The sequence below is a fragment of the Alysiella crassa DSM 2578 genome, from assembly GCF_000745955.1.
Lineage (GTDB): Bacteria > Pseudomonadota > Gammaproteobacteria > Burkholderiales > Neisseriaceae > Simonsiella > Simonsiella crassa.
Genome location: NZ_JQKH01000093.1, coordinates 1 through 8597, shown reverse-complemented (window position 1 = coordinate 8597; position 8597 = coordinate 1). Strand labels below are relative to the sequence as shown.

General features: G+C 47.3%; 9 protein-coding genes. 7 read left to right on the top strand and 2 right to left on the bottom strand.

The window, feature by feature from the left end; translation table 11 throughout:
• Positions 1-260: 260 nt before the first annotated feature.
• Positions 261-1043 (top strand): indole-3-glycerol phosphate synthase TrpC, encoded by a 783-nt coding sequence (gene trpC, locus Q338_RS11000; RefSeq protein WP_034295360.1) that lies wholly within the window; start codon positions 261-263, stop codon positions 1041-1043.
• 38 nt (positions 1044-1081) lie between these two features.
• On the opposite strand, the gene Q338_RS14600 is transcribed toward trpC, so the two are convergent.
• Positions 1082-1246, bottom strand: a complete 165-nt coding sequence (locus Q338_RS14600; RefSeq protein ID WP_156961074.1) for a hypothetical protein — start codon at positions 1244-1246, stop codon at positions 1082-1084.
• Positions 1247-1415: 169 nt separating this feature from the next.
• Between Q338_RS14600 and Q338_RS10995 the strand changes: the two genes are divergently transcribed.
• From Q338_RS10995 to Q338_RS10970, 6 genes are all read left to right on the top strand, one after another.
• Positions 1416-1931 (top strand): hypothetical protein, encoded by a 516-nt coding sequence (locus Q338_RS10995; protein WP_051968624.1) that lies wholly within the window; start codon positions 1416-1418, stop codon positions 1929-1931.
• Positions 1932-2022: 91 nt separating this feature from the next.
• On the top strand, positions 2023-2346 hold the full coding sequence (locus Q338_RS10990) for an accessory factor UbiK family protein (RefSeq protein ID WP_034295358.1): 324 nt from the start codon (positions 2023-2025) through the stop codon (positions 2344-2346).
• Complete coding sequence (locus Q338_RS10985) at positions 2343-3839, top strand: YifB family Mg chelatase-like AAA ATPase (RefSeq protein WP_034295356.1); 1497 nt, start codon at positions 2343-2345, stop codon at positions 3837-3839. Before Q338_RS10990 ends, Q338_RS10985 begins: the two co-directional genes overlap by 4 nt.
• A 159-nt stretch (positions 3840-3998) precedes the next feature.
• Positions 3999-5144, top strand: coding sequence for an SPOR domain-containing protein (locus Q338_RS13870; RefSeq protein ID WP_051968623.1), 1146 nt, complete (start codon positions 3999-4001; stop codon positions 5142-5144).
• 106 nt (positions 5145-5250) lie between these two features.
• Entirely contained in the window at positions 5251-5955 is a 705-nt protein-coding gene (locus tag Q338_RS10975) for a thiol:disulfide interchange protein DsbA/DsbL (RefSeq protein WP_034295354.1), read from the top strand.
• A 74-nt stretch (positions 5956-6029) separates the two neighbouring features.
• Positions 6030-6854 carry an undecaprenyl-diphosphate phosphatase gene (locus Q338_RS10970; protein WP_034295352.1) on the top strand — a complete coding sequence of 275 codons (825 nt, stop codon included), beginning with the start codon at positions 6030-6032 and terminating at the stop codon, positions 6852-6854.
• 214 nt (positions 6855-7068) lie between these two features.
• Here the strand turns inward: Q338_RS10970 and Q338_RS10965 are convergent, their stop codons facing one another.
• Positions 7069-8487 (bottom strand): SPFH domain-containing protein, encoded by a 1419-nt coding sequence (locus tag Q338_RS10965; RefSeq protein ID WP_172540030.1) that lies wholly within the window; start codon positions 8485-8487, stop codon positions 7069-7071.
• Between the last annotated feature and the right edge of the window lie 110 nt (positions 8488-8597).

Sequence of the window (8597 nt, the reverse complement as noted above, 5' to 3'; positions counted from 1 at the left end):
CAAGCGGGAGAGGGGACAGGTTTCAGGCAATCCAAAGATTTTTGTCGTGTACTAAAAGGCTGCCTGAAAATCTCATTCAAATAACTTGATAAATTCGGTGCATAATACGCACCCTACATTTGTTTATCGTGTACTGAAGTTATGCACGAAAAGGCAGCCTGAAAAAAACCAATTATACCGCCAACTCGCCCAAACGCAGCCTGAAAGCGTATAATCCCCCCACATTTTTCCATCCCATTTCATCAAACAAGGTTTACATCATGACCGATATTCTGCAAAAAATCCTTGCCACCAAAGCCGAAGAAGTCGCCGCCGCCAAAATCGCCGTGCCACTAGAAGAATTGAAAAAACAAGTGGTCAATGCGCCCGCCCCACGCGGTTTCATTGCCGCCATTCAAGCCAAACACGCGCAAAATCAGCCCGCCATCATCGCCGAAATCAAAAAAGCCAGCCCATCTAAAGGCTTGATTCGTCCCGATTTTCAGCCAGCCAGCCATGCGCGAGATTATGAACAAGCAGGCGCGGCGTGTTTATCTGTTTTGACCGATGAACCCTATTTTCAAGGCTCGCCCGAATATTTAAAACAAGCGCGTGAAGCGGTGCAACTACCTATTTTGCGTAAAGATTTTATGATTGATGAATATCAGGTTTACCAAGCCCGCGCGTGGGGCGCAGACGCGATTTTGCTTATCGCCGCCGCGCTGGACGCGGACACGCTGCTGCGTTTGGAAACTTTGGCGCACGAATTGGGCATGGACGTATTATTGGAATTGCATGACGCTGAAGAATGCGATAAGTGCTTGAATTTAAAAACACCTTTGCGCGGCGTAAACAACCGCAATTTGCGAACTTTTGAAGTAGATTTGCAGCAAACCATTGATTTATTGCCCAAACTTTCAGGCAGCCTAGTCGTTACCGAAAGCGGCATTCGCCATCGGGACGATGTGGCATTCATGCAAGCACACGGCGTGCATACTTTTTTGATTGGCGAAACTTTTATGCGGGCAGATGATATTGTGGCGGAAGTGCGGAAATTGTTTTAATAGACTAGGGGCTAATGACGATTCGTTTCGCGGTTGTTTTAGCTACGCAAGTCCGCTTCGCTACCTTCGTCAAAATCGCCAACTTCTGCGTCAAAAATACTCGCCAATGGGCGGCATTGGCTCACATTTTTTCCTTGAATTTGACAGCGAAGCGGTGTTTGCCTGAAAAACCAACTCCGCGCCCAACACCGCTTCGCTGTCATTAGCCCCTAGTTTACTGTTTTTCTTGATTTTTAGCCTTGTTGTCGTTAGCATTATGTATTTGAGCCATACGCTGTTGCCCAAAAACAACATAATCAATACCTTTCAGGCTGCCTAACAATACAGGCAGCCTGAAAACAAGTTTTCAAAAATAATCAAGAAATTTTCTATATGAAACATTATTTTATTGCCATTATCGCTTGCGCCACTTTGGTGGCGTGTCAGCCCGAAAAAACGGAAGAACCTGAAATCATTGTGAAACCGAATCTATCGGTGTCCGCCCCGATAATGACGGTGGCGGCGTCTGTGCCTGCGGTGGCTTCATCGCCGATTGTGGCGCAAATTTTAAGCGCGTCTGAAGAAGCCGACATCATCACCAGCAGCAAGCAAGCTATGGCAAATGTGAGCGCGTCCGAAATTGCGGCAGCAAGCGCGTTGGCGGCGAGCGTGGAAACGGTGTATTTGCCCGAAGACGATTTGCCCGAAGTGAAATTGCCCGAAGTGTGCGAGCGTTATTACAAACGCGTAGATGCTTGTTTTGCCAAGCAATCTGAAAACAGCGAAGAATTACGTATGATGAATCAGGAAGCGCGTGTGGATTTGGCTACCGACAAACCCACCGACAGCACTTGTGAAGCATTGAACAAGTCGTTTAATGGCGTGGCGCAGAATTTAGGCTGCGAGTAAAGTATTTATTTTATTGTGAATTTGATTTTCAGGCTGCCTGAAAAAATAAACCCTTTTTTCCATTTTATTATTTATCCATAAGGACAACATCATGATTGCCAAACAATTATTTGACGAAATCAGCAATAAATTAGGCGAAACCATCGCCAATAGCCCCGCCAAAGACATTGAAAAAAACGCCAAAGCCATGCTCGGCAGCGCGTTCAATAAAATGGATTTGGTTACGCGCGAAGAATTTGATGTGCAACAACAAGTGTTAATCAAAACACGCACCAAATTAAGCGAAGTAGAAGCACGTTTGGCAGCTTTGGAAGCAAAATTGTCCGAAAATGCTGAAAAATCAGAAGACAGCACAGAAACCAGTAAACCCAAAAGAAGCAAAAAAACCGAAACTTCATCTGAAGACAAAGAATGACTTTCGCCCTTGTAAACAGTCGCGCTTTGAGCGGCATGAACGCGCCTTTGGTAGAAGTGGAAGTGCATTTGTCCAATGGTCTGCCGCAAATCAATATTGTCGGGCTGCCTGAAACGGAAGTGAAGGAAAGCCGCGACCGCGTTCGTGCCGCGATTATTCAGAGTGGTTTTGAGTTTCCCGCGCAAAAAATCACGGTCAATCTTGCCCCTGCGGATTTGCCCAAAGAATCGGCGCGATTTGATTTGCCGATTGCGATTGGGATTTTGGCGGCGAGCGGGCAGATTTCGGCGGAATATTTGGCGCAATATGAATTTGCGGGTGAATTGGCACTTTCAGGCAGCCTGCGCCCGATACGCGGTGCGTTGGCGATGGCGTGGCAGGGGCAACAAGCGAACCGCGCTTTTATGTTGCCCAAAGACAATGCGAAACACGCCGCCGTGTTGGACAGCATACGCGTGTATGGCGCGGACAATTTGAATGAAGTGGTGGCGCATTTAAATGGCACAGATTTGCTGGAAGCGATAGACGGCACACACGTTTTCAGGCAGCCTGAAAATATTGCGCAACCTGATTTGCGCGATGTGAAAGGGCAACACACCGCCCGTTTGGCGTTGGAAATTGCGGCGGCTGGCGGACACAGTTTGCTGATGATGGGCCCTCCAGGTACGGGCAAATCCATGCTCGCGCAACGCTTGCCGTCTATTTTGCCGCCTTTGAATGATGAAGAATTGATTTCGGTGTGGGCATTGCGTTCACTCTTGCCCCATCATTTGCAAGATTTTGATGTGAAACGACCTTTTCGCAGCCCACACCATTCGGCAAGTTCAGCGGCATTGGTGGGTGGTGGTTCCGACCCGAAACCAGGGGAAATTTCATTGGCACATCACGGCGTTTTGTTTTTGGACGAGCTGCCTGAATTTGACCGCAAAGTCTTGGAAGTGTTGCGTGAACCTTTGGAAAATGGCGAAATTCACATTTCACGCGCTTCACGACAAGCCACTTTTCCTGCTAAATTTCAATTGCTTGCAGCGATGAATCCGTGTCCATGTGGTTTTGCGGGACACCCGACCAAACCGTGTCGTTGCACGGCGGAAAGTGTGCGCCGTTACCGCGACAAAATTTCAGGGCCTTTGCTTGACCGCATTGATTTGACAATAGAAGTCCCTGCCCTACCCGCCGCCGATTTGCTTTCCACACAAGAAAGCGAAAGCAGCGCAACCGTGTTGCAGCGCGTGATGGCGGCGCGTGAACGCCAATATGCGCGACAAGGCAAAACCAACGCGCAATTATCGGTTACAGATTTAGACCAAATTGCCCAAATTTCGCCCGAAAGCAAGCAAATTTTGGCAGAAATGTTGGAAAAACTGTCTTTATCCGCCCGAAGCTATCATCGCATTTTGCGCGTGGCGCGGACGATTGCGGATTTGGCGGGCGATGAAACGGTGTCGCGGCAACATTTATTGCGGGCGGTGGGATTTCGGCGGGCATTATGAGATGGTTTAAATAGTTTTCAGGCTGCCTAATTTGTCTTCAAAACCATAATTTTGTTACAATTATCAAATCTTATTGTTCAGGCAGCCTGAAAACCCTGTTGCGCCCTGTCGCCAAACTCTGCCCTGAAGATTTAACATTTTCATTTTAAAGGTAAATTCATGTCTCGCAAACACTCTCATGCTTATGCGGCATTTCAGCGTGGCAAGGGCTTGGTTGGCTTTTTGGCTGGCTTGGTTTTGGCTACAATGATTATTATCGCGGTGTTGCTGATGTTAAATAGCAACAGTAAACGCGATTTCCAAAACACCAGTCCAGCCACCACCACACCGCCAACAGATACGCTGCAACCTGCTGGCGTACAAAATACGCCTGCTTCGCCAATCGCTGTGGCGGACAACACGCAGCCTGTTGAAGAGCAAAACCCACCTGCTGTTGTGGCTTCCGATGTTGCGCCTTTGCCTGCTTCGCCAGTTGCCGAAACCGTGCCAGAAACTCCCCATACGCCTAACAATACTGCGGAAACGGACAACACATACACCGAAGCCGAAGACACAACTCAACCAATTGATAAAAAAGAAGAATTAGATAATTTAGACGTGCGCGAAACACCGCCCGAAGCGGAAACGCCACCAGTGGTCAGCAAACCACCACGCACCAACAACAATTTTGGACGCGATGGCGTGCCTGAAGGTGTACGCCCAAATCATAATCGTGATGGCAAACGTGGCAGCACCAATACGGGTACTTTGCGCCCTGAAGATTTGCAAGACCCACCCAAAACCAAACCCCCTGTGAGAACGCAACAACCAACAACCGTTCCCCCTGTGAAACCCACTGAACCGAAAAAAGTTGAACCCACACCAGTCGTAAAACCAAAACCAGCAGAAACCAAACCTGCTGAAAAACCCAAAACCACGCCGCCCAAACCTGCGGATAAACCCAAAACTGTCGCCCCTAAACCCACGCCACAGCAAATTTTGGACGCGGGCAATATTGACAAAGCGCGTGAATTGGCTCGCAGACAAGCCGCCGCGCCGAAACCCGCACCCGCACCGACTGCCAAAGCCGCTGATACTAAACGCGTGGTGATTCAAGCAGGTGCGTACAGCAGTCGCAACGCTGCAGACGCTCAACGCGCTCGTTTGGCATTGCTGGGCGTGAAAGCGCAAATTGTGGAAGCCAATGTAAACGGCAAACCCACTTACCGCGTACAAACCAATCGTTTGGAAGGCGCACAAGTGAGCCAAACACGCAATTTATTGCAAAAAAATGGCGTGTCCACTTTAGAACGCAGCGCGGATTAATTTGTTATAATACAAAACGTGTTGGGCAATGTGTCCAACACGTTTTCTTGTGTTTTCAGGCTGCCTGAAAATAGTGTACACAAATATCATTAAGGAAAAAAATATCATGAAATTCAATAAATTGATTTTAACTGCATTGATTGGCTTGGGCTTGAGCAGCCCCGCATTTGCATTGACCGAAGGCAAGGATTACGAAACGTTGAAAAAACCCATGCCACAATTGCAAAGCGATAAAATTGAAGTGCTGGAGTTTTTTGGCTATTTCTGTATTCATTGTAAAAATCTTGACCCGATTATTTTGAAACACGCGAAACAATTGCCAAGCGACACTTACTTTGCCACCGACCACGTGGTTTGGGACCATCGAGGACATTTTGGTTTTGCGCGTTTAGCGGCGGCGGTGAACCATTCGGGTTTGAAACAACAAGCAAATCCCGCCATTTTCAAAGCCGTATTTGATGAACAAATTGATTTGAATGACCCTGCCATCACAGCGCAATGGCTGACTTCGCAAACGGCATTTGATGGCAAAAAATTGCTTGCTTCATACAATTCGTTTAGCAATCAAACACAAGCGCAAAAAATGGCGCAACGCACGCAAGAATTTCAAATTGATGGCACGCCAACCGTGATTGTGGGCGGCAAATATAAAGTCTTGTTCCCCAATGGTTTTGACAAAGGCATGACCACCATTGACGAATTGATCGCCAAAGTGCGCCAAGAGCGTGGCTTGAAAGCCCCCGCGCCCAAAGCTGCTGTCCCCACGCCCAAAAGCAAAGGGGCAAGTTTTGCGGTAAAAGCAGCGCAATAATTTTTCAGGCTGCCTGAACAATAAGCGGTGTTATCCCAACACCGCTTTCACGCTTTATATCAATAGGATAATACATGGATACGATGTTGATGTTAAAAGCCCTGATTTTGGGCTTTATTGAAGGTTTGACCGAATTTTTGCCGATTTCCAGTACGGGGCATTTGATTGTGTTTGGCAGCCTGCTGGATTTCCACAGCAAGGGTAAAGTCTTTGAAATTGCGATACAATTGGGTGCAGTTTTGGCGGTGGTATTTGAATACCGCTCGCGTTTTACCAATGTGATTTTGAATTTTGGACGCGACCGCGCTGTTAATCGTTTTGTGGTGAATTTGGCGATTGCCTTTGTGCCTGCGGCGGTGATGGGCGTGTTGTTTAGCAGCGTGATTAAGGGCTATTTGTTTAATCCGATTAGCGTGGCGATGGCTTTGGTGATTGGTGGTTTTATTATTTTGTGGGTGGAAAAACGCGCCGCCACTCGCCCTGCCAAAGTTTTGACGGTGGAAGATATGCGCCCACGCGATGCTTTGGTGGTGGGCGTGGCGCAAATTTGTGCGTTAATCCCCGGCACTTCGCGTTCAGGCAGCACGATTATGGGCGGTATGTTGTGGGGCTTGGAGCGCAAAGTGGCGACCGAGTTTTCCTTTTTTCTCGCTGTGCCGATGATGATTGCGGCGACTTTTTACGACATCATCAAACACCGTGATTTGTTCACTTTGGCAGACGCAGGTTTGATTGCGATTGGTTTTGTGGCGGCGTTTGTGGCGGGTTTGGTGGCGGTGAAAGCCTTGTTGCGTTTTGTGTCGCGTAAAAATTATGTGCCGTTTGCGTATTATCGCATTGTGTTTGGTGCGATTATTTTAATCACTTGGTTATTTGATTGGGTGAAATGGACAAGTTAAGTTTATTATCTCAAAAATAATATTCAGGCAGCCTGAAAATGATTTTTCAGGCTGCCTTTCAGTACACGATAAAAATAACAGTAGGGTGCGCTGTGTGCACCAAATCCACCACAATATTTCAATTATTCAGTTATTTGGTGCGCACGGCGCACCCTACATGAGTTTTATCGTGTACTTTCAGGCTGCCTGAATCATTTTACAAAACCAAACCGCCCTATTCTTCCGATTTGGTAAACCGCTCAATCAGCTTCTGCCCATTTTCAAATTGCCCCAAACTCTCCAACATCGCCCCCACATTCGCGCCACCTTGCGAAGACAAGAGTTTACTCAATTTGTCCATGCCGCCCGCCACCGAGCCGCCATCGTTCACAATCAGTTTCAAATCGGCAGAAGACAAGGCTTTGGCTTGTTCAATACCAATTTTCTCATCGGCTTCCACTTTACGGATTTCCACCAAATAGCGTTGATAACCTTCGTTTTCGCCAATTTCTTGCGCCAACTGAATTTGACCCGACACCAAAGAAATTTCCAATAATTTCCGCGCTTCCGCTTCCGCCGAACCAATTTTCGCAATACCTTGCGCTTCCTTGTCTTTCGTTTCCAAATTCGCCGCCGCCGCCAAAAACGCTTGTTCTTTTTGACCTTCCGCAATCAAAATTTGACGCGTGCGCTCGGCTTCCGCATTGACCACCGCCACATTGCGGTCGGCTTCGGCTTTGATTTCGCGTTCACGCTGGTCTTTTTCCGCGTTCACAATCGCCACATCTTTGGCAATTTCAGCCTGCCGCGTACTGTTTACGCGCTGAACCGCCATTTCCTGCTCGGCGGTAATTTTTCGTTCACTTTCAATTTGTTGTTGCGCTTTTTGCTCTTGCAACGCCACTTCACGATGGTTTTCCACCGTTTTCATGCCCACCGCTTGCTCTGCTTCTTGGCGTTTGATGTCGGCTTCTTTTTTCGCTTCAATTTCAGCCAATTGCGCTTCTTTTTGGTTACGTGCCACTTCGGTGCGGCTTTCGCGTTCAATATCCGATTGTTTAATCGCCATAATATTATGGATAACTTTGCTGTCGCCGCTATCACGAATATCCATTAATTCAATGGTTTTCACAGGCTCAACACCCCAATTACGCAATTGCTCGCGCACCGCGTCAGTAAAATCCTGCCCCAATTCACTGCGCATTTGCAAAATATCATTTAAATTTTTGCTGGACAAAATGGAACGCACCGAACCTTGAATAATCGCTTCCAATTGCGCTTGCAAATCTTCAAAATTAGAAACCCGTTGCGCCGCCAAATTGGATTCCGCAATGCGAAAAAACGCCGTCAAATCCACCTTAAACGGCAAGCGTTCCAAATCATACGCTTCATAATCATTGATTCGCACATCAAAAACCGACATCGGCAACACAATCGTGGACACACCCAATTTCGGAATCCACGATGGAAACGCGTAATACACATTGCCATTATTGGTGTCTTTACCAAAGGATTTCGTGTCGTGGCTGGTCTGCACAATATGCACTTCATTGGTACGCACCACGCGGCGATACAACAAAGCCAGCAACAAGCCCAAACCCAACACCAAAACCACTGCGCCAATAATCGTCAGCAACAACAAGTTTTCATTCATGATTTTTTCCTTTTTAATTTTAGAACCTGTGTTCGTAAGATTGATGGCTTGATTTTATGGATAATTCTTGCGAATACAAGGCGGCTTTTCATGCCAATATTGAACATATT

Coding starts and splice junctions, on each gene's coding strand:
- Q338_RS14600 (WP_156961074.1), bottom strand. CDS start 1,246: ATGACAGCGAAGCGGTGTTGGGCGCGGAGTTGGTTTTTCAGGCAAACA.
- Q338_RS10965 (WP_172540030.1), bottom strand. CDS start 8,487: ATGAATGAAAACTTGTTGTTGCTGACGATTATTGGCGCAGTGGTTTTG.
- Q338_RS13870 (WP_051968623.1), top strand. CDS start 3,999: ATGTCTCGCAAACACTCTCATGCTTATGCGGCATTTCAGCGTGGCAAG.
- trpC (WP_034295360.1), top strand. CDS start 261: ATGACCGATATTCTGCAAAAAATCCTTGCCACCAAAGCCGAAGAAGTC.
- Q338_RS10995 (WP_051968624.1), top strand. CDS start 1,416: ATGAAACATTATTTTATTGCCATTATCGCTTGCGCCACTTTGGTGGCG.
- Q338_RS10975 (WP_034295354.1), top strand. CDS start 5,251: ATGAAATTCAATAAATTGATTTTAACTGCATTGATTGGCTTGGGCTTG.
- Q338_RS10990 (WP_034295358.1), top strand. CDS start 2,023: ATGATTGCCAAACAATTATTTGACGAAATCAGCAATAAATTAGGCGAA.
- Q338_RS10970 (WP_034295352.1), top strand. CDS start 6,030: ATGGATACGATGTTGATGTTAAAAGCCCTGATTTTGGGCTTTATTGAA.
- Q338_RS10985 (WP_034295356.1), top strand. CDS start 2,343: ATGACTTTCGCCCTTGTAAACAGTCGCGCTTTGAGCGGCATGAACGCG.